We start from the raw sequence: 15,449 nt of genomic DNA, 5'->3' as shown, positions 1-15,449 counted from the left end.
CCTTCCTTGCATATGGCCGGGAACCGAACAAGCGTGCGCTCATCGCGCCAGTTCCTTGAGCCCGAAGCGAATCAGCTTCGACGCGTCCGCCTCCTCGCCCGCCGTCTTCAGTGCCGCCGCCACCGCATTGGCGGCGGTGTCGCGGGAATAGCCGAGATTGACTAGGGCCGAGACCGCGTCTGTGATCGGCGCGGCTGCGACGCCTTCGCCGAGCTCCTGCTTGAGACCGATCGTGCCCGCCGCTGAACCCGCATAGGCCGGCGCCTTGTTCTTCAATTCGGTAACGATGCGCTCGGCCACTTTCTTGCCGACGCCGGGCGCGCGGGAGACCATAGCGATGTCGCGCAGCGCGATCGCGTTGGCAAGGTCGGCCGGCGCCAGCGTCGACAGGATTGCCAGCGCCACCTTGGCGCCGACGCCCTGCACATTGCTCATCAACAGCCGGAACCATTCACGCTCCAGCACCGACTGGAAGCCGTAGAGCCGGATCATATCCTCGCGCACATAGGTCTCGACGAACAGCACCACCGCTTCGCCGGGCGAAGGCAGCGCGGCAAGCGTCCGCGCCGAGCAGTAGGCGACATAGCCGACGCCATGCACGTCGACGAGGCAGTGGTCCTCCTCGATCTCGTCGAGCATACCCTTGAGCTTGCCGATCATGCCAAATCTTTCATGGAAGATAGGCCCTCATGGGTGCGTTTCAGGAGAAATGATGTCAAGGTCCGGGAAATAACTGCGATAACGCGCGGCGTCGCGCGTCAAAAGACGATGTCCGGCAACGGTCGCATGAGCGCCAATAAAGAAGTCCGGCAAGGTTCGTTCGCGGATTCCACCAGCACGGCGATAACGGGAATGCGTCACACCTGCAAGGAAGGCCGCATCCCAGGGCAGAAACTCGCGATCGATCTCGAGCATGTCGACCGCTTTTCGAAGCGCTGCCTCCGAGGCGATCAGCGGCGCCAGTTCAGACCAGATGATCGTATTGACCACCAAGTCGCCGTCGCGGCGGCATGAGGCGATTGCAGACGCCGACCATTTTGTCAGCGGTCCGGCCGGCCCCCAAACGTCGATCAGGACATTTGTGTCAATCAACGTCGAGATCTTCACGCGGCCCCCTCAGCCACTCCATATACTCGTCGGTCGTCATGCCACCCAGATCCAACGTCCCCTCCATCCGGTCAAGGACATTACTGAACCTGCGCAATTTCTCCTCCTCGGGGAGATTCTCGTTGACGGCCACAAGCCGAGCACCCTCATCGGTGGCCACGAATTCCACCTCGGAGCCCGGGCGGATACCCAGGTGATCCCTTATCTGTTTGGGGATCGTGACTTGGCCTTTGGTGGTGACGCGCATGGTAATACCTCAAAGTATTACCTACGACAGACAAGGGAACAAGTCAAGAACATCGTCAACCGGCAAGTGCCATCCGATAGGCGACGCTTTGCCGGTGATGCGCGTGGCAAATGGCTATGGCGAGCGCGTCGGCGGCATGTTCGGTGTCGAAGGTCGCTTTCGGCAGCAGCACCTTCACCATCATGTGGATCTGCTTCTTGTCGCCATGGCCGACGCCGATCACCGCCTTCTTGACGGCATTGGGTGCATATTCGGCAACGACCAGGCCGGCGCGTGCCGGCACCAGCATGGCGATGCCGCGCGCCTGGCCAAGCTTCAGCGTCGCCACCGCATCCTTGTTGACGAAGGTCTGTTCGACGGCCGCCTCATGCGGCATGGCCGTATGCAGGATTTCAGCCAACCCGTCATGCAGCTGGCACAGCCGCGTCGCCAGCGCCGCCTTGTCTTCGGAACGCACCGTGCCGGACGCGACGAAGCGCAGCGAATTGCCGAGGCTTTCGACAATGCCCCAGCCGGTGCGCCTGAGCCCCGGATCGATACCGATGATGCGAATCGTGTCCCCCATCCGGTTACTCTACCTCCCGGAGACAGCGATGCCAGCGAAATGTGAACAAACCGGAAACAGCAGCCTGCCGGGGCCAGAAATGCTCCGAACCCCTTAGTTGCGGGCGAAAGCCGTGTTGAGCAGGCTGATCTGGTCCGAGACCGGATTGGGCCGGCGGCTCAAGGGCTGCATGTCGACCACCGCGCCGGCGCCGTAGATCTCCTCGTCCATGCGGCGCACCAGTGCCTGCAGGCGCAGCGACCGGTTGACGAGGTCGAGGAAATCCTTGGGCAGTTCGGCCCAGCCGGCCGCCTCGTCATGGGCGGAGGCAGTGTCGAGGCGCACCTTGGACTTTTCCGACGCGACCTGGTCGCGGGTCATCTCGCCGGAATTCGCGGCGCGCTGCAGAAGCAGCCACGAGGCGACCTGCATCAGCCTTGTGGTTAGCCGCATCGATTCGGCCGCATAGAGCGTGGCCGCCAGCCGCGACAGCTTCTTGGCCTCGGCCCGGCCCTTGCCGTCGAGATACTCCGCCGCCTGTTCGACCAGCCCCATGCCTTCCTGATAGAGCGGTTTGAAGGAGTGCGAAAAGACCCGACGTTCCGCCAGCTTGACGGTTTTCGCGCTGCCCTTCGAAGGCTCGTTCATCGATACGCCCCTGCACTTGCAACCGGCCGATTCGGCTTACTGCCGATACACCCGGAACCCTACATAACTGAAGCTTGAAAATGCGCCTCGTCCGGGGTGAAGGCAAGCACATGTTTAACAGAAGGTTAACGTGATCCGGTGCGGACCGTGTCGCTGGAAAGCGGACAAAAAAAGAGCCGCGGATAAGGCGGCTCTCAGGAGTTTAACAGGGAGGCGTCAAACAAAGTGGCTCCAACCACTCGGTAAGAATCCAGATCACTGGATGCGCATAGTAAACGCCTGTAAAGCTTAATGAACCCTTAACGGCGCCGATGTTTTTTGAGCGAACCCCGCGCCACTGTGCCGTAACAGCACAGTTCCTGAAGGATGTGCCGAGACTCGGCTCAGGCCGTTTTCCAAACCGCCGGCAAGGCAATGAAGGCAAACAGCAGCAAGGCCGCGTAGAAACCCATCGAAGACGCCGCCACCAGCGGTTCGATCGCGGCATCGCCGCCAAGCAGGAAGTAGAGCCCGATCAAAAGGCCGATGCCGCTGATTGCGGTCAGCCAGAAGTGAACGACGGCAACCGTCTTCTGTCCGACCGCCGGAAACAGGTGATAGAAGAAGGCGAAGACCGCCGACATCAGCCAGCCAGCGACCATCGTATGGGCGTGGGTCGGCATCTGGCCATGGTCCTGGCTGATCGCCATGTACAGGCCGAGCGCCATGCCGCACAGCGCATAGATAACGGCCAGCGTGAAGAAATTCCGTGCTACCCCTTGCATATCTTTCCCCCGAGTTGCCTTTCCCGTGTTCGGGAAAGGGTTGATCGTCAGGCGATTGCTCTCGCCACCGGGCTCCCGGCGCGGGCGCACTAGCATCGGCACTGTTTCTGGACGATGTCGCGCCCCCGGACGCCCCTCATAATAGCAGAAAACCGAATGGCGCGCTCGCAATATCAGTGGCTCCTTACGTTAGCCGGCACTTGAAACAGAACTGGTTTTTTCACGACATCGTTCCGAAACAGGCGCGGCGATAAACGCTTGGCCATCGAAGCGGCAGGCGAGGATTCGCTCCTTCCGCTACATCAGGCGCCGGGGAGAAGCATGGACTGGTATTCGATCGTTAAATTGCTGCACATTCTTTCGGCGACCCTATGGGTCGGCGGCGGTTTCGCGCTGATGGTGCTGGCGACGCTCGCCGATCGGTCGGGAAACATCCAGGGAACGCTGCAGGCAATGCGGGCTACGGGCGAATTGGGAAACCGCTTCTTCGCGCCGATGTCGATGCTGACATTGGCCTTCGGGCTAATCATGTGCTGGTTCTGGGTCGGCTTCTCGCAACTGTGGATCCTGATCGGCCTTGCCGGCTACGCCACCACCTTTTCAATCGGCATGTTCGTCTTCAAGCCGAGCGCCGACCACATGGGCGCGATGATCGCCAGGGATGGCGTGACGCCGGCCGCCCTTGCCTCTGGCCAGCGCATCTTGCGGGCGGCGCGCTTCGACTATGCGGTAATGCTGATCATCATCGCCGACATGGTGCTGAAGCCGACCATCGACGACTTCACGGTCCTTGCCGCCATGGGGCTTGTGTTGGCGGCTGGCGCCACCCTGGCGCTCGGCCGACCAAGGCGCATGGTGCCGAGCGTCGCCTGAGGCAGGCGAAAACGGTCCCGGCTACATCAGGCCGGCGATCCCGTCCCACAGAAGCTTCACCGCGACGACGGCCACCGTCGCATAGGTGAAGGGATAGAAGATCTCCGGACGCATGCGGCGCACCAGCCAGGCGCCGGCGATGGTCGATAGCGGCGCCAGCGGCATCAGCACCGCCGACGCGGTCAGATTGGTGCTGTCGAACTGGCCGAGCGCGAAATAGGGAACGAGCTTCAGCGCGTTGGTGGCGGCAAAGAAGATCGCCGCCGTGCCGGACAACACCTTCGGGTCGAGCCGGATCGGCAGCGCGTAGACCTGAAAGGGCGGGCCGCCGACATGGGCGACGAAGCTGGTGAAGCCGGCGACCGTGCCCCAGAGGGCCGCGGCGACGCGGTTGGGCTGCGCCGCATGGTCGGCGCCGTGGCGGTACTTCAGATAGAGCCAGCGCAGCACGAAAATGATGGCGACGGCGCCGACGATCAGCCGCACGGCCTCCTCGGTGACCAGTGCGGCCGTCAGCCAACCGAGACCGATGCCGATCACCGCGCCGGGCATCATGTCGACCAGCATCTTCCTGTTATAGACGCCCCACCATGTCCATACCGAAACGATGTCCATCAGGCACAGGATGGGCAGCAGGATGGCCGCCGCCTGCACCGGCGGCATGGTCAGCGCCATCAGCGGCACGCCGACGAAACCGACCGCGCCGCCAAACCCGCCCTTGGACAGGCCGACCAGAATGACCGCCGGGACGGCGGCCGCATAGAACCACGGATCGGAAAGCAGGCCTGACATGGAGGAGGGACTGGTCTGGAGGGAAAGCGAGTCAACGCCTGAATAGCCCAGATTCCCGAGCGGAGCGACAGCAAATGTGGGCGTCGCCACAGCAAGGCCGGCCCATTCTGCTCTGCCTATCGCCGGGCCGAGACCAGCAGGAACATCGGCCGCTCGAGCTCTTCCGCCAGTTCGGGCTTGGCCGCGATCTGCGCGTCGGTCGGACGGAATTCCTCGACATGCTCGATGGTGAAGCCGCACCGGATCAGCGTGTTGAGCGTGGTGCCGATGGTGCGGTGATGTTTCACAACTCCCTTGGCCAGCCAGTCCGTCTTGCGCGGTCCCTCCACCAGATACCGGTCGACGGGCCATGTCTTGCGGCCTTCGGCATCGACAGACCAGCCGGGATGGGTCGGAGCCATATAGATCGGATGCTCCGTCGAGAAGACGAAATGCCCGCCGGGGACTAGGCACCGGTGCACGGTCTGGAACAGCCGCGCGGCATCGCTGACATAGTGCAGGGCAAGCGAGCTGTAGGCGAGATCGAAAGCCGTCGGCGGCAGGCTGAGTTCATCGAGATCGGCGCGTTCGTAGACGATGCCGGCGTCCGGGCCGGCGGCACGCGCCCGGGCGAGCATCTTTTCCGACAGGTCGAGACCCAGAACCTCCTTGGCCCCGTGTTCAAGAGCCCAGCGGCAGAACCAGCCGAAACCGCAACCAAGATCGACGATTCGCAAGCCGCCGAGGTCGGGAAGCATCGCGCGCAACGCCGGCCACTCGGCGGCGCCGTCCAGCCCTTGGATGGACCGGCCGAGCTGGCTGTAGCCTGCGAAGAAATCCGGCTGATCGTAGACATTCTGCGCCATGTTCTTTCCTCGTTGTTCATATGCCTGACTGGCGGAGCCGCCACGCATTTCCACCACCGCCAAGCAGAGTCAAGAAAGGCCGACCGGTCATGCGCCGAGCGGTGGCGGCCGCCGCCGGATCGGCTGCGCCTTGATGATGGCGGTGCTGGTCTCGGCCTTGTCGGCGATGCGATCGAGGATACCGTCGAGGTCGCCGATCGAGCGCACGAACAGCCTGGCCACGAAGCAGTCGTCCCCCGTGACCTTGTCGCATTCGCCGAACTCAGGGATCTCCTCGATCAGCTTCTGGACGATGTGCAGCTTGCCCGGCAGCGGCTTGATGCGCACGATCGCCTGCAATGTATAGCCGAGCGCCAGCGGGTCGATCTCGACGGTGAAAGCCCTGATAACCCCGCGCTCCTCGAGCCGCCTCAGCCGCTCCGAAACGCTCGGCGATGACAGCCCGACCTGGCCGGCCAGCTCCTTCAATGAAGTCCGCGCATCCCTCACCAGGATTTCGAGGAGACGTCGGTCGAGATCGTCAAGCATTTCACATTCTCAGGATTTCCGGGTATTTGCCTATTTTTAATAGGCAAAACCAGCATGTCACCTTTCTCGCTGGGTGGAAAGCTCAGGATCAGCATGAGATTATGCACAAGCAACGATCTGGAGATTTGTCGTGAGCGATACAGCACGTGGGACGATCGAAATGTCCGCCGCAATGGCGATCCTGGGAACGATCGGATGGTTCGTCGTCCTGTCCGGCCAGCCTATCATGGATGTGGTGTTCTGGCGCTGCGCTTTCGGCGCGGTGACGCTGCTCTTCATCTGCGTCGGCCTCGGCCTGTTGCGCAACAGGCTGTCGCTTCGCGTTTTCGCCATCGCGGCCCTCGGTGGCGCCGCTATCGTCGTCAACTGGCTGCTGCTGTTTAGTGCATTCTCGCGCGCGTCGATCTCGATCGCCACCGCTGTCTACAATACCCAGCCTTTCATGCTGGTCGGCTTCGGCGCGCTCTTCTTCGGCGAGCGGCTGACCCTGACGAAATTGACTTGGCTGGCAATCGCCTTCGCCGGCATGGTGCTGATCGTCGAGGCCGCCCCTGACGCCGGCGATATCGGCACCAACTATTTCGCCGGCATCGTCATGGCGCTGGCCGCTGCCTTCTTCTGGGCCGTCGCCGCCATCGTCACCAAAAAGCTCAAGGGCACGCCGCCGCATCTCATCGCGCTCGTCCAGGTCTGCGTCGGCGTGTTGATGCTGGCGCCCTTCGCCAATCTCTCGCATCTTCCGACCGACGCAAGGAGCTGGGCCATGCTGGCGACGCTCGGCATCGTCCACACCGGTCTGATGTACATCCTGATGTACGGCGCCATCCAGAAGCTGCCGACGCACCTGCAGGGGTCGCTGTCCTTCATCTACCCGATCGTTGCGATCCTGGTCGACGTCACGGCATTCGGCCATCGCCTGCATCTCAGCCAACTCGTCGGTGCCGCCGCCATCCTGATCGCGGCCGCCGGCATGAATCTCGGCTGGAAATTGTGGAAGCCAAGGCCTGCCGCGGCAGGTGCGCAACCGATCGAGTAACGCCAATCGCCGGCGCTTCGGCGGTCAAAAATAGCGATCCCGCCTGCCCGCCTGTTCAAAGCGGGCACTTTGCTCTATGCCGCAATCCAACCATCTTCGCCCGGCATAGGCGAAACCCGGGATCGAAGACCATGAACGACGCAACGCCCCCCAATCGCTGCCGCATCGTGCTGATCGCGCCATCTCGCGTGCCGGCCGCCCGTATCGTCTCGGCGTTCGAGGGCGGCGACGTCGCCTCGCTCATCCTGCCGCAGAACGACATGGACGAAGCTTCCTTCCAGGCCTTCGCCGCCGAAATCGTACCGGCGGCACAGGCGGCCGGCATCGCGGTCGTCATTGCCGGCGATACGCGCATTGCCGGGCGTGTCCAGGCCGACGGCATTCATGTCGAGGTCTCCAAGGCCGAGCTCGCCGAGACGGTCGAGCATTTCCAGGCAAAAATGATGGTCGGCGCCGGCGGCGCCAAGACGCGTGATGACGCGCTCGAACTCGGCGAAGTCAGGCCCGACTATATTTTCTTCGGCCGCTTCGGCTACGACAACAAGCCCGATCCGCATCCGCGCAACGTGGCGCTGGGACAATGGTGGGCGCAGATGATTCAGATCCCCTGCATTGTCATGGCCGGATCGGAGCTCGCTTCGATCGAAACCGTCGCAGATACGGGCGCCGAGTTCGTCGCCCTGTCGAGTGCGGTGTTCGCCGACGGTGTCGATCCCAAGGCGGCGATCGCGCAGGCCAATGCGCTGCTCGACGAAACCGCACCGCGTTTCGAGGACTGACGTGTCTTCGGCAAGGCTTCCCCTTCAGGCCCTGCTTGCTGCGGTCATGATCCAGGCCGCTGCCGCCGAAACGATTCCTTTACCGCACCCTAAGCCGGATGCCGGCGTGCATACCGACAAGCCGATCGAAAAGCAGCTGCCGCAGCCCGCCACCACCGCCGAGCCAGCGCCATTGCCTTCGGCCGACGCGATCAATCCCGACCGCTTCGGCGCCAAGCCGGCGGATGCGGCCTACGGCGCTTTCCAGCGCGGGCTCTACAAGACCGCCTACAACCTCGCGCTGGTGCGCGCGCAAAACGGCGACCCGGCGGCGCAGACGCTGGTGGCCGAGATCCTGTCGCGCGGACTGGGCGTGCCCCTTAATGCGGCCGAAGCGGCGAAATGGTACGCAGCCGCCGCCGAGCAAGGGGTGCCGGAATCGCAGTTCCAATATGCGCTGATGCTGCTCGACGGCCGCTACGTCAAAAAGGACGAAAAGGAAGCTTATGCGCTGATGCAGGCCGCCGCCGAAGCGGGCAACCGGCTGGCACAATTCAATTTCGCGCAGATGCTGGTCCAGCAGGACCCCGGCGACGCCGGCATCGCCAAGGCCGTGACCTATTACGAGCGCGCCGCGGCGACCGGCCTCGCCGACGCCCAGTATGCGATGTCACAGATCTATGCCAACGGCGTCGGCGGCAAATCGCGCGACGACGCCCAGGCCCGGCGCCTGCTGGCTCAGGCCGCGCGGCAAAACTATGACACCGCGCAACTCGACCTCGCCACCTGGATGATCGAGGGCCGCGGCGGCGGGCGTGATTTGAAATCCGCCTTCGGCTGGATGAAGCAGGCCGCCGAAGGCGGCAATGTCGCCGCCCAGAACCGCCTGGCGAAACTCTATATGCAAGGCATCGGCACCGAGCCGGACCTCGTGCTTGCCGGCGCCTGGTACATCGTCGCCCGCCGCGCCGGCCTCATCGACCCCGAGATGGACGATTTCCTGCAAGGATTGAGCGACGACCAGACCAAGCAGGCACTGCAGAAGGCAAACCGCCTGCCCTGACGCGATCAGCGGAAATCCAGCGGAAGTCATCGCGCGATGCTCGTCGAGGCAAGTGACCTCGATCTTTCCATGCAGATGGCTATCATGCGGTCGTCGCAGATCCGTCGGCTGGCAAAAGTCTTCGATATCATTACCGAAGCGGTCGCCGCGGTTTCGATGAGAGCGGTTGAGGGTTTATATCGCGGCATCGCTTCTCCAAGGAGGCAATGAAATGGCTTCGCCCGACAAACGATGCACGCATGGCAGCTTCATCCTCGAGGTAACGCCAAGCGCCGAAGGTTGCGAGGAGTGCCTGAAGACCGGTTCCTGGTGGGTGCATCTGCGGCTGTGCCGCACCTGTGGCCATGTCGGCTGCTGTGACAGTTCTCCGAACCGTCACGCCACCGGCCACTACCGGGCGACCGGCCATCCGGTCATCGAGGCCTACGACCCGCCCGAGACGTGGGGCTGGTGCTATGTCGACGAGGTCATGCTCGATTTCTCGCAGGACAAGACGCCGCAACGCGGCACCATCGTGCGCTTCGATTGAGCCGCCGCCACGGGACACCCGATCAGCGCCAGCTTGCCTCTTCGGGCGATTTGTGGTCTTGGAGGCCCGAAATCGCTGTCTTGCGAACATCTCATTCCCGGATCACATCATTATGGCCAAGATCAACGGCAACGAAATCCGTCCCGGCTACGTCATCGAGCACGATGGCGGCCTGTGGGTGGCCGTCAAGACCAACACGGTCAAGCCGGGCAAGGGCGGCGCCTATAACCAGGTCGAATTGAAGAACCTCATCAACGGCACAAAGCTGAACGAGCGCTTCCGTTCGGCAGAGACGGTCGAGCAGATCCGGCTCGATCTCAAGGATTTTTCCTTCCTCTACGAGCAGGGCGACGCCCTGGTGTTCATGGACACCGAGAGCTACGAGCAGCTCGAGCTGGCGAAGGACTTCGTCGGAGACCGCGCCGCTTTCCTGCAGGACGGCATGATGGTGACGGTCCAGCTCTACGAGGAAAGGCCTATCGGCATTTCGCTCCCCGACCAGGTAACGCTGACCATCACCGAAGCGGACCCGGTGGTAAGGGGCCAGACGGCGGCCTCTTCCTACAAGCCCGCGGTGCTGGAAAACGGCATTCGCGTGCTGGTGCCGCCATTCATCGGCGCGGGGGAACGCATCGTCGTCGACACCAATGAAATCACTTATATGCGCCGCGCCGACTGATGCATGTCGCCCAGAGGTGGCCCAGGTTTCGGGTCACCGACATGCATCAGGACAAAGGTTAAAGCGCGTGCAGCAGGAAGAGTTACGATGGCACGCTCAGCCCTTCTCAACGTCATGGTCCAGGCCGCAATGAAGGCCGGCCGCTCGCTGTCGCGCGATTTCGGCGAGGTCCAGAACCTGCAGGTCTCGATGAAGGGACCGGGCGACTATGTCAGCCAGGCCGACCGCAAGGCCGAGGATATTGTCTTTGCCGAACTGTCGAAGGCGCGGCCCGGTTACGGCTTCCTGATGGAAGAGCGCGGCACGATCGCCGGCGATGACAGCCAGCACCGCTGGATCGTCGATCCGCTCGACGGCACCACCAATTTCCTGCACGGCATTCCGCTTTTCGCTGTCTCGATCGCGCTCGAGCGCCAGGGCCAGATCGTGGCCGGCGTGATCTACAATCCGGCCATGGACGAGCTCTATACGACCGAGCGCGGCGGCGGCGCCTTCATGAACGACCGCCGCCTGCGTGTCGCCGGCCGCACCAAGCTCATCGACACCGTCATCGGCTGCGGGGTGCCGCATCTGGGGCGTGGCCAGCATGGCAATTTCCTGATCGAGTTACGCAATGTCATGGCCGAGGTTTCCGGCGTCCGGCGCCTGGGTTCGGCCTCGCTCGATCTCGCTTACGTCGCCGCCGGCCGCATGGACGGATTCTGGGAAGTCGGCCTGTCGCCCTGGGACATCGCAGCCGGCCTGTTGCTGATCCGTGAAGCAGGAGGGTTCGCCTCCGACATGGACGGCGGTCAGGACATGCTCGACAACGGTTCGGTCGTCGCCGGCAACGAGATCATCCAGCGCGCCCTCCTGAAGGCCGTGAAAAAGCCGCTCGCTGCCCGCTGAAGCAGGAATAAGCGCGGAGTAATGTCAAATCCCCGCCGCGCTGAAGCGCCGCAGTCGCAAAACCGCAAACAAAGCTTGAAATACTGTCCGGCGCTTGCCCAGATAGGGTTGACGCAGGATGATGATGATCAAGACGCCGCCGCAGATCGAGATCCCCTTTGTCGGACGATGGCACTATTCGCGTGCCGAGATGATCGCCGACGGCATCGTCCATGCCGTCGGCATCGTGCTGGCGATCGCGGCCGGTTCGGCGCTGCTGGCGCTGGCCGCCTTTCGGGTCGGACCGGGCGAATACATCGCCGCCGCCTTCTATGTCGTGTCGCTGCTCACCGTGCTCTCGGTGTCGCTGACCTACAATCTATGGCCGGTGACTTCGCCGGTGAAATGGATTTTGCGGCGTTTCGACCACGCTGCGATCTATCTGCTCATCGCCGCCACCTACACGCCCTTTCTCGCGCAGCTCGACGGCTCGGCGCTGGCCGGCTGGATGATCGTCCTGGTCTGGACCGCGGCCATTATCGGCATCGCCATAAAGGTGTTTTTCCCCGGCCGCTTCGACCGGCTGGCGATCGTCTTCTATCTCGCCATCGGCTGGAGCGGCATCGTCCTGGTCGAGCCGCTCGTCGCTACCTTGCCGACGACGGCGATCGTGCTCATCGTCGCCGGCGGCGTCGTCTATTCCTGCGGCGTGATCTTCTTCGCCTGGAAGGGGCTGCGCTTCCACAACGCGCTGTGGCATGGTTTCGTGGTCACCGGCGCAGGCCTGCATCTGGCGGCGATGGTCGATTGCCTGGTCATCAACCGTCTCTGAAACTGCTGGCGGCAATATTGCCAAGCACCATTCAATTTGGTCACAATTCCGTTTAGAGTCGCCGACGACGTGATCGGCGGCAGCGGCATCGGAAACGGGGCACGGATGGCTTTTCTCAGATCCTTCGGCATGGGCAGGCGCTCCGACGTGCTGATCTACGACCCACACAAATTGTCGAGCCCGCAGGTCTTTCTCCTGACCATGGTCATCTTCCTGGCCATCGTCGCCTTCATCGCAGCGATCCTGACACGGCAGATCTCGACCGCCTTCGTCACCAATCCGGGGCTCAACGGCCTGATCATCGGCGTGCTTGCCGTCGGCATCCTTTTGGCCTTCGTCCAGGTCGGGCGGCTGTTTCGCGAAGTGCGCTGGGTCAACTCCTTCCGCGCCGGTTCCGAGATCACCGAACCGGTGCTGCTGGCGCCGATGAAGGCGATGATCGGCCGCTCGTCGAGCATGGCGTTTTCGACCAGCTCGATGCGCACCATGCTCGACTCCATCGCCACGCGGCTCGATGAAAGCCGCGACACCTCGCGCTACCTCGTCGGCCTCCTGGTGTTCCTTGGCCTGCTCGGCACCTTCTGGGGCCTGCTGAACACGATCGGCTCCATCCGCGAGACCATCGAGTCGCTCGATCCCGGCACCGGCGATGCCGCCGCTGTGCTGGATTCGCTGAAGCAAGGGCTGTCGGCGCCGCTCGCCGGCATGGGCACGGCCTTCTCGTCCTCGCTGTTCGGCCTGTCCGGCTCGCTCGTTCTCGGTTTCCTCGACCTGCAGGCCGGCCGCGCGCAGACGCGCTTCTACACCGAACTGGAGAACTGGCTGTCCTCGGTCACCGACCTGTCGTCCGACATCGTCGTCTCCGACGCGGTCCGGACCGAGCCTTCCGATGAAATCCGCCTGCTGTCGGAGCGGCTGCGCAGCATGCAGGAGAATGGCGGCGGCTCCAATCCGCGCGTCGCCACCGCCATGGCCAATCTCGCCGACGGCATTTCCGGCCTGGTCAAGAACATGCGCTCCGAGCAGCAGATCATGCGCGACTGGGTCGAAGCACAGTCGGATGAACAAAAGGCGATGCGCAACACGCTGGAAAAGATCGCCGACGCCCTGAAGAAGACCGGGGTGCACTAGCATGGCGCTCGCCAGGAGCCGGCGCGCCGACCGCCGCATCGACTATTGGCCGGGCTTCGTCGACGCGTTGTCGACGCTGCTTCTGGCCATCATGTTCCTGCTCACCGTCTTCGTGCTGGCGCAGTTCCTGCTCGGCCGCGAAATCTCCGGCAAGGACGCCGTGCTGTCGCGTCTCAATTCGCAGATCAACGAACTGACGCAGCTTCTGGCGCTGGAGCGTTCCACGACACAGGACAAGGAGGATTCGCTCGCCAATCTGCAGGCATCGCTGTCGGCGGCCGAAGCGGAGAAGAGCCGGCTCCAGCAGCTGCTGGCGCAAGGTGCGGGCGCCGGTGATGCGGCCAACCAGCGCGCGGCGGCGCTGACGGGCGAGCTCGACAGCCAGCGCCAGATCAGCCAGCAGGCGCTGAGCCAGGTCGAGATCCTCAATCAGCAGATCGCGGCCTTGCGCAAGCAGATCGGCGCGCTCGAGGACGCGCTCAACGTCTCCGAGGCCCGCGACCGGGATTCCAACACCAAGATCGCCGACCTTGGCCGCCGCCTCAACGTGGCGCTGGCGCAGCGCGTGCAGGAACTCAACCGCTACCGCTCCGACTTCTTCGGCCGCCTGCGCGAAATCCTCGCCGACCGCGAGAACATCCGCATAGTCGGCGACCGCTTCGTCTTCCAGTCGGAAGTGTTGTTTCCGACCGGCTCGGAGGTGATCAACGATGCCGGCAAGGTCGAGATGAAGAAACTTGCCGACGCCATCATCGAGTTGCAGAAGGAGATTCCCCCGGAGATCAACTGGGTGCTGCGCGTCGACGGCCATACCGACAACAAGCCGCTGTCCGGCACCGGTCGGTATCGCGACAATTGGGAGCTGTCGACGGCGCGCTCCACTTCCGTGGTGAAGTTCCTGATCGAGAACGGCGTGCCGGCCAACCGGCTGGTCGCCGCCGGCTTCGGCGAGTTCCAGCCGCTCGATCCCGCCGACACCGAAGAGGCGCGCAACAAGAACCGCCGGATCGAACTGAAGCTCACCGAACGGTGATCCATCATCACGCGATCTCACGCGAATTTGTTCGCCGGCTCAACTCTAGGGCGCAGTTGTGCACCGGCAAGGCCTGAAAAGATTATCTTTTTTTAATTACACTTCGCCGCAAAGCGCTCCTAGCGTGCTGCGCAGGGCCGAGAACCGCCGGCGATGCCTCCCATCGCGACGCGACGGAACTGGACGGCCCGCATCGTCCGGAAGCGGAACGGCAGAGCCGTTCTTTTCCGCAGCAAAAGGAGGCGCCGTCATGCGCTCTTCAGCATCTCTCAAGACTGCAACCCTTGCCGCGATTCTTGTCGCCGCCCCGCTTGCCGGCGCCTACGCCGCGGGTCACCACAAGGGCGCGCTCGACGCGACCGACCCAACCGACATGACCGGCCCGCGTGTCGAGGCTCTCATTGAACAGGTTCAAGGCGTGCATCAGGGCATAATCACCGCCAGACAGGCCAACAACATCACCCCGGCCGCGGCGGAGCGCCTGGAGATGCGCACCGCTCGCATAGGTCAGGCGGCGGAGAAGATAGCCTCGTCGGATCACGGCAGGATACCGGCCGCACAATATCATGACCTGCTGCGCCGTCTCGACAATGTCGACCAGCGGCTGAGGGTCGACATCGGTAGCGGTTTCCTGATGGGCGACGGCGCCGACGGCGGGAACTATCCGAACGGCTGAGGCCATTCTGATCGCGGCCCAAAAGGAAGGGACCACCTGGCGTCTACGGGACCCAATCCCGCAGGCGCCTCTTTTCCTCACCAGCCGAGCCAGACCGCTACCAAGGCAGCCGCTGCCGGCGCGGCCTGCACGAACAGGATCTTGCGACCGACCGTTGCCGCCCCGTAGAGCCCGGCAACGGCCACGCAGAGCAGGAAGAAAACCTTGACCTGGAAACCGGCCGTGCCGAGGTAGAGGGCCCAGATCAGGCCGGCGGCGAGAAAGCCGTTATAGAGACCCTGATTGGCGGCAAGCACCTTCGAGGCGCTGGCGAATTCCGGCGTCAGCCGGAATGCCTTGTGCCCGCGCGGCGTATCCCAGAGCACCATCTCCAGATAGACGATATAGACATGGATCAAAGCCACCAGCCCGACCAGGATGTTGCCGATCATCGTATTCCCTCGTGATGTATCGTCGGGCAGCATTTCACGCGTCGGCTCGCCAGCGCAAGGCGCATC

22 protein-coding genes are annotated in these 15,449 nt (G+C 63.2%); 12 read left to right on the top strand and 10 right to left on the bottom strand.

Annotated features, from left to right (window positions below; all coding sequences use genetic code 11):
• Nucleotides 1-39 precede the first annotated feature (39 nt).
• From ruvA to FJ972_RS05755, 6 genes are all read right to left on the bottom strand, one after another.
• Nucleotides 40-660 carry a Holliday junction branch migration protein RuvA gene (ruvA, locus tag FJ972_RS05780; protein ID WP_140525049.1) on the bottom strand — a complete coding sequence of 207 codons (621 nt, stop codon included), beginning with the start codon at nt 658-660 and terminating at the stop codon, nt 40-42.
• 27 nt (nt 661-687) lie between these two features.
• Nucleotides 688-1,107, bottom strand: coding sequence for a type II toxin-antitoxin system VapC family toxin (locus FJ972_RS05775; protein ID WP_140493214.1), 420 nt, complete (start codon nt 1,105-1,107; stop codon nt 688-690).
• Nucleotides 1,085-1,354, bottom strand: coding sequence for an AbrB/MazE/SpoVT family DNA-binding domain-containing protein (locus tag FJ972_RS05770; protein WP_140493211.1), 270 nt, complete (start codon nt 1,352-1,354; stop codon nt 1,085-1,087). Before FJ972_RS05770 ends, FJ972_RS05775 begins: the two co-directional genes overlap by 23 nt.
• 55 nt (nt 1,355-1,409) lie before the next feature.
• Nucleotides 1,410-1,919: a crossover junction endodeoxyribonuclease RuvC gene (gene ruvC, locus FJ972_RS05765; RefSeq protein WP_140525048.1), complete on the bottom strand. Its 510-nt coding sequence runs from the start codon at nt 1,917-1,919 to the stop codon at nt 1,410-1,412.
• A gap of 93 nt (nt 1,920-2,012) precedes the next feature.
• The gene (locus tag FJ972_RS05760) at nt 2,013-2,546 is read right to left on the bottom strand and encodes a DUF1465 family protein (RefSeq protein WP_140525047.1); all 534 of its coding nucleotides are present in this window, start codon (nt 2,544-2,546) and stop codon (nt 2,013-2,015) included.
• Between the two features lie 383 nt (nt 2,547-2,929).
• Nucleotides 2,930-3,310 carry a cbb3-type cytochrome c oxidase subunit I gene (locus FJ972_RS05755; RefSeq protein WP_140493202.1) on the bottom strand — a complete coding sequence of 127 codons (381 nt, stop codon included), beginning with the start codon at nt 3,308-3,310 and terminating at the stop codon, nt 2,930-2,932.
• A 321-nt stretch (nt 3,311-3,631) separates the two neighbouring features.
• On the opposite strand from FJ972_RS05755, the gene FJ972_RS05750 reads away from it, so the two are divergent.
• Nucleotides 3,632-4,183 carry a DUF2269 family protein gene (locus tag FJ972_RS05750; protein WP_140525046.1) on the top strand — a complete coding sequence of 184 codons (552 nt, stop codon included), beginning with the start codon at nt 3,632-3,634 and terminating at the stop codon, nt 4,181-4,183.
• A gap of 21 nt (nt 4,184-4,204) precedes the next feature.
• Here the strand turns inward: FJ972_RS05750 and FJ972_RS05745 are convergent, their stop codons facing one another.
• From FJ972_RS05745 to FJ972_RS05735, 3 genes are all read right to left on the bottom strand, one after another.
• On the bottom strand, nt 4,205-4,975 hold the full coding sequence (locus FJ972_RS05745) for a sulfite exporter TauE/SafE family protein (RefSeq protein WP_140493196.1): 771 nt from the start codon (nt 4,973-4,975) through the stop codon (nt 4,205-4,207).
• Nucleotides 4,976-5,091: 116 nt separating this feature from the next.
• On the bottom strand, nt 5,092-5,820 hold the full coding sequence (locus FJ972_RS05740) for a class I SAM-dependent methyltransferase (protein WP_140525045.1): 729 nt from the start codon (nt 5,818-5,820) through the stop codon (nt 5,092-5,094).
• Nucleotides 5,821-5,907: 87 nt separating this feature from the next.
• The gene (locus FJ972_RS05735; protein ID WP_140525044.1) at nt 5,908-6,348 is read right to left on the bottom strand and encodes an Lrp/AsnC family transcriptional regulator; all 441 of its coding nucleotides are present in this window, start codon (nt 6,346-6,348) and stop codon (nt 5,908-5,910) included.
• 130 nt (nt 6,349-6,478) lie between these two features.
• On the opposite strand from FJ972_RS05735, the gene FJ972_RS05730 reads away from it, so the two are divergent.
• From FJ972_RS05730 to FJ972_RS05680, 11 genes are all read left to right on the top strand, one after another.
• Nucleotides 6,479-7,384 carry a DMT family transporter gene (locus tag FJ972_RS05730; protein WP_140525043.1) on the top strand — a complete coding sequence of 302 codons (906 nt, stop codon included), beginning with the start codon at nt 6,479-6,481 and terminating at the stop codon, nt 7,382-7,384.
• A 131-nt stretch (nt 7,385-7,515) separates the two neighbouring features.
• Nucleotides 7,516-8,163: a thiamine phosphate synthase gene (locus tag FJ972_RS05725; protein ID WP_140493183.1), complete on the top strand. Its 648-nt coding sequence runs from the start codon at nt 7,516-7,518 to the stop codon at nt 8,161-8,163.
• A gap of 1 nt (nt 8,164) precedes the next feature.
• Entirely contained in the window at nt 8,165-9,205 is a 1,041-nt protein-coding gene (locus FJ972_RS05720; RefSeq protein WP_140493180.1) for a tetratricopeptide repeat protein, read from the top strand.
• Between the two features lie 36 nt (nt 9,206-9,241).
• A complete protein-coding gene (locus tag FJ972_RS05715) occupies nt 9,242-9,415 on the top strand; it encodes a hypothetical protein (protein ID WP_181165380.1) in 174 nt (57 codons plus the stop codon).
• 1 nt (nt 9,416) lies between these two features.
• Nucleotides 9,417-9,734: a UBP-type zinc finger domain-containing protein gene (locus tag FJ972_RS05710; protein ID WP_140525042.1), complete on the top strand. Its 318-nt coding sequence runs from the start codon at nt 9,417-9,419 to the stop codon at nt 9,732-9,734.
• A gap of 112 nt (nt 9,735-9,846) precedes the next feature.
• On the top strand, nt 9,847-10,413 hold the full coding sequence (gene efp / locus FJ972_RS05705; protein ID WP_140493174.1) for an elongation factor P: 567 nt from the start codon (nt 9,847-9,849) through the stop codon (nt 10,411-10,413).
• Nucleotides 10,414-10,500: 87 nt separating this feature from the next.
• Nucleotides 10,501-11,301, top strand: coding sequence for an inositol monophosphatase family protein (locus FJ972_RS05700; RefSeq protein ID WP_140493170.1), 801 nt, complete (start codon nt 10,501-10,503; stop codon nt 11,299-11,301).
• A gap of 124 nt (nt 11,302-11,425) precedes the next feature.
• Entirely contained in the window at nt 11,426-12,112 is a 687-nt protein-coding gene (gene trhA / locus FJ972_RS05695) for a PAQR family membrane homeostasis protein TrhA (RefSeq protein ID WP_140493526.1), read from the top strand.
• A 105-nt stretch (nt 12,113-12,217) separates the two neighbouring features.
• A complete protein-coding gene (locus FJ972_RS05690) occupies nt 12,218-13,243 on the top strand; it encodes a MotA/TolQ/ExbB proton channel family protein (protein ID WP_140493167.1) in 1,026 nt (341 codons plus the stop codon).
• Nucleotide 13,244: 1 nt separating this feature from the next.
• Nucleotides 13,245-14,276 (top strand): peptidoglycan -binding protein, encoded by a 1,032-nt coding sequence (locus FJ972_RS05685; protein ID WP_140493164.1) that lies wholly within the window; start codon nt 13,245-13,247, stop codon nt 14,274-14,276.
• A gap of 250 nt (nt 14,277-14,526) precedes the next feature.
• Entirely contained in the window at nt 14,527-14,952 is a 426-nt protein-coding gene (locus FJ972_RS05680) for a hypothetical protein (protein ID WP_140493161.1), read from the top strand.
• A gap of 77 nt (nt 14,953-15,029) precedes the next feature.
• On the opposite strand, the gene FJ972_RS05675 is transcribed toward FJ972_RS05680, so the two are convergent.
• Nucleotides 15,030-15,383, bottom strand: a complete 354-nt coding sequence (locus FJ972_RS05675; protein WP_140493158.1) for a DUF1304 domain-containing protein — start codon at nt 15,381-15,383, stop codon at nt 15,030-15,032.
• Between the last annotated feature and the right edge of the window lie 66 nt (nt 15,384-15,449).

The sequence above is a fragment of the Mesorhizobium sp. B2-1-1 genome, from assembly GCF_006442975.2.
Classification (GTDB): Bacteria; Pseudomonadota; Alphaproteobacteria; order Rhizobiales; family Rhizobiaceae; genus Mesorhizobium.
Note: the sequence above shows the minus strand (reverse complement) of the source record. Positions and strands in the feature narration are given on the sequence as shown.

Excerpts from the sequence above, each read along its gene's own strand:
- ruvA (WP_140525049.1), bottom strand. The coding sequence starts at position 660 with ATGATCGGCAAGCTCAAGGGTATGCTCGACGAGATCGAGGAGGACCAC.
- FJ972_RS05770 (WP_140493211.1), bottom strand. The coding sequence starts at position 1,354 with ATGCGCGTCACCACCAAAGGCCAAGTCACGATCCCCAAACAGATAAGG.
- ruvC (WP_140525048.1), bottom strand. The coding sequence starts at position 1,919 with ATGGGGGACACGATTCGCATCATCGGTATCGATCCGGGGCTCAGGCGC.
- FJ972_RS05760 (WP_140525047.1), bottom strand. The coding sequence starts at position 2,546 with ATGAACGAGCCTTCGAAGGGCAGCGCGAAAACCGTCAAGCTGGCGGAA.
- FJ972_RS05755 (WP_140493202.1), bottom strand. The coding sequence starts at position 3,310 with ATGCAAGGGGTAGCACGGAATTTCTTCACGCTGGCCGTTATCTATGCG.
- FJ972_RS05750 (WP_140525046.1), top strand. The coding sequence starts at position 3,632 with ATGGACTGGTATTCGATCGTTAAATTGCTGCACATTCTTTCGGCGACC.
- FJ972_RS05745 (WP_140493196.1), bottom strand. The coding sequence starts at position 4,975 with ATGTCAGGCCTGCTTTCCGATCCGTGGTTCTATGCGGCCGCCGTCCCG.
- FJ972_RS05740 (WP_140525045.1), bottom strand. The coding sequence starts at position 5,820 with ATGGCGCAGAATGTCTACGATCAGCCGGATTTCTTCGCAGGCTACAGC.
- FJ972_RS05735 (WP_140525044.1), bottom strand. The coding sequence starts at position 6,348 with ATGCTTGACGATCTCGACCGACGTCTCCTCGAAATCCTGGTGAGGGAT.
- FJ972_RS05725 (WP_140493183.1), top strand. The coding sequence starts at position 7,516 with ATGAACGACGCAACGCCCCCCAATCGCTGCCGCATCGTGCTGATCGCG.
- FJ972_RS05715 (WP_181165380.1), top strand. The coding sequence starts at position 9,242 with ATGCTCGTCGAGGCAAGTGACCTCGATCTTTCCATGCAGATGGCTATC.
- FJ972_RS05710 (WP_140525042.1), top strand. The coding sequence starts at position 9,417 with ATGGCTTCGCCCGACAAACGATGCACGCATGGCAGCTTCATCCTCGAG.
- efp (WP_140493174.1), top strand. The coding sequence starts at position 9,847 with ATGGCCAAGATCAACGGCAACGAAATCCGTCCCGGCTACGTCATCGAG.
- FJ972_RS05700 (WP_140493170.1), top strand. The coding sequence starts at position 10,501 with ATGGCACGCTCAGCCCTTCTCAACGTCATGGTCCAGGCCGCAATGAAG.
- trhA (WP_140493526.1), top strand. The coding sequence starts at position 11,426 with ATGATCAAGACGCCGCCGCAGATCGAGATCCCCTTTGTCGGACGATGG.
- FJ972_RS05690 (WP_140493167.1), top strand. The coding sequence starts at position 12,218 with ATGGCTTTTCTCAGATCCTTCGGCATGGGCAGGCGCTCCGACGTGCTG.
- FJ972_RS05685 (WP_140493164.1), top strand. The coding sequence starts at position 13,245 with ATGGCGCTCGCCAGGAGCCGGCGCGCCGACCGCCGCATCGACTATTGG.
- FJ972_RS05680 (WP_140493161.1), top strand. The coding sequence starts at position 14,527 with ATGCGCTCTTCAGCATCTCTCAAGACTGCAACCCTTGCCGCGATTCTT.
- FJ972_RS05675 (WP_140493158.1), bottom strand. The coding sequence starts at position 15,383 with ATGATCGGCAACATCCTGGTCGGGCTGGTGGCTTTGATCCATGTCTAT.